We start from the raw sequence: 2,503 nt of genomic DNA on the forward strand, positions 1-2,503 counted from the left end.
ACAGCAGTCGTGACTGCGTGCCTTTTGAAGAATGAGCCTGCGAGTTAGCGGTGTGTAGCGAGGTTAACCCGTGTGGGGAAGCCGTAGCGAAAGCGAGTCCGAATAGGGCGATTGAGTTGCACGCTCTAGACCCGAAGCGGAGTGATCTAGCCATGGGCAGGTTGAAGCGGAGGTAAGACTTCGTGGAGGACCGAACCCACCAGGGTTGAAAACCTGGGGGATGACCTGTGGTTAGGGGTGAAAGGCCAATCAAACTCCGTGATAGCTGGTTCTCCCCGAAATGCATTTAGGTGCAGCGTCGTGTGTTTCTTGCCGGAGGTAGAGCACTGGATAGGCGATGGGCCCTACCGGGTTACTGACCTTAGCCAAACTCCGAATGCCGGTAAGTGAGAGCACGGCAGTGAGACTGTGGGGGATAAGCTCCATGGTCGAGAGGGAAACAGCCCAGAGCATCGACTAAGGCCCCTAAGCGTACGCTAAGTGGGAAAGGATGTGGAGTCGCAGAGACAACCAGGAGGTTGGCTTAGAAGCAGCCACCCTTGAAAGAGTGCGTAATAGCTCACTGGTCAAGTGATTCCGCGCCGACAATGTAGCGGGGCTCAAGCGTACCGCCGAAGTCGTGTCATTCATACACATATCCCCAACGGGAGTATGGATGGGTAGGGGAGCGTCGTGTGCCGGGTGAAGCAGCCGCGGAAGCGAGTTGTGGACGGTTCACGAGTGAGAATGCAGGCATGAGTAGCGATACACACGTGAGAAACGTGTGCGCCGATTGACTAAGGGTTCCTGGGTCAAGCTGATCTGCCCAGGGTAAGTCGGGACCTAAGGCGAGGCCGACAGGCGTAGTCGATGGACAACCGGTTGATATTCCGGTACCCGCTTTGAAACGCCCAGTACTGAATCAGGCGATGCTAAGTCCGTGAAGCCGGCCCGATCTCTTCGGAGTTGAGGGTAGTGGTGGAGCCGATGAACCAGACTTGTAGTAGGTAAGCGATGGGGTGACGCAGGAAGGTAGTCCAGCCCGGGCGGTGGTAGTCCCGGGGTAAGGGTGTAGGCCGTGTGATAGGCAAATCCGTCACACATTAAGGCTGAGACCTGATGCCGAGCCGATTGTGGTGAAGTGGATGATCCTATGCTGTCGAGAAAAGCCTCTAGCGAGTTTCATGGCGGCCCGTACCCTAAACCGACTCAGGTGGTCAGGTAGAGAATACCGAGGCGTTCGGGTGAACTATGGTTAAGGAACTCGGCAAAATGCCCCCGTAACTTCGGGAGAAGGGGGGCCATCACTGGTGATCCGATTTACTCGGTGAGCTGGGGGTGGCCGCAGAGACCAGCGAGAAGCGACTGTTTACTAAAAACACAGGTCCGTGCGAAGCCGTAAGGCGATGTATACGGACTGACGCCTGCCCGGTGCTGGAACGTTAAGGGGACCGGTTAGTGCACTTTCGGGTGTGCGAAGCTGAGAACTTAAGCGCCAGTAAACGGCGGTGGTAACTATAACCATCCTAAGGTAGCGAAATTCCTTGTCGGGTAAGTTCCGACCTGCACGAATGGCGTAACGACTTCTCGACTGTCTCAACCATAGGCCCGGTGAAATTGCACTACGAGTAAAGATGCTCGTTTCGCGCAGCAGGACGGAAAGACCCCGGGACCTTTACTATAGTTTGATATTGGTGTTCGGTTCGGCTTGTGTAGGATAGGTGGGAGACTTTGAAGCGGCCACGCCAGTGGTTGTGGAGTCGTCGTTGAAATACCACTCTGGTCGTGCTGGATGTCTAACCTGGGTCCGTGATCCGGATCAGGGACAGTGTCTGATGGGTAGTTTAACTGGGGCGGTTGCCTCCTAAAGAGTAACGGAGGCGCCCAAAGGTTCCCTCAGCCTGGTTGGCAATCAGGTGTTGAGTGTAAGTGCACAAGGGAGCTTGACTGTGAGACCGACGGGTCGAGCAGGGACGAAAGTCGGGACTAGTGATCCGGCAGTGGCTTGTGGAAGCGCTGTCGCTCAACGGATAAAAGGTACCCCGGGGATAACAGGCTGATCTTCCCCAAGAGTCCATATCGACGGGATGGTTTGGCACCTCGATGTCGGCTCGTCGCATCCTGGGGCTGGAGTCGGTCCCAAGGGTTGGGCTGTTCGCCCATTAAAGCGGTACGCGAGCTGGGTTTAGAACGTCGTGAGACAGTTCGGTCCCTATCCGCTGTGCGCGTAGGAATATTGAGAAGGGCTGTCCCTAGTACGAGAGGACCGGGACGGACGAACCTCTGGTGTGCCAGTTGTCCTGCCAAGGGCATGGCTGGTTGGCTACGTTCGGAAAGGATAACCGCTGAAAGCATCTAAGCGGGAAGCCTGCTTCGAGATGAGTATTCCCACCCCCTTTGAGGGGTTAAGGCTCCCAGTAGACGACTGGGTTGATAGGCCAGATGTGGAAGCCCGGTAACGGGTGGAGCTGACTGGTACTAATAGGCCGAGGGCTTGTCCTCAGTTGCTCGCGTCCACTGTGTT

Annotated in this window: 1 rRNA gene (running past one end of the window); it reads left to right on the top strand. The window is 56.1% G+C overall.

The features are described from left to right. Positions 1-2,481: ribosomal RNA gene (locus ACFWSK_RS37290) — 23S ribosomal RNA — on the top strand (it extends 731 nt beyond the left edge of the window). The last annotated feature ends 22 nt before the right edge of the window (positions 2,482-2,503 follow it).

It is taken from the genome of Streptomyces sp. NPDC058620 (assembly GCF_042717135.1).
Classification (GTDB): Bacteria; Actinomycetota; Actinomycetes; order Streptomycetales; family Streptomycetaceae; genus Streptomyces.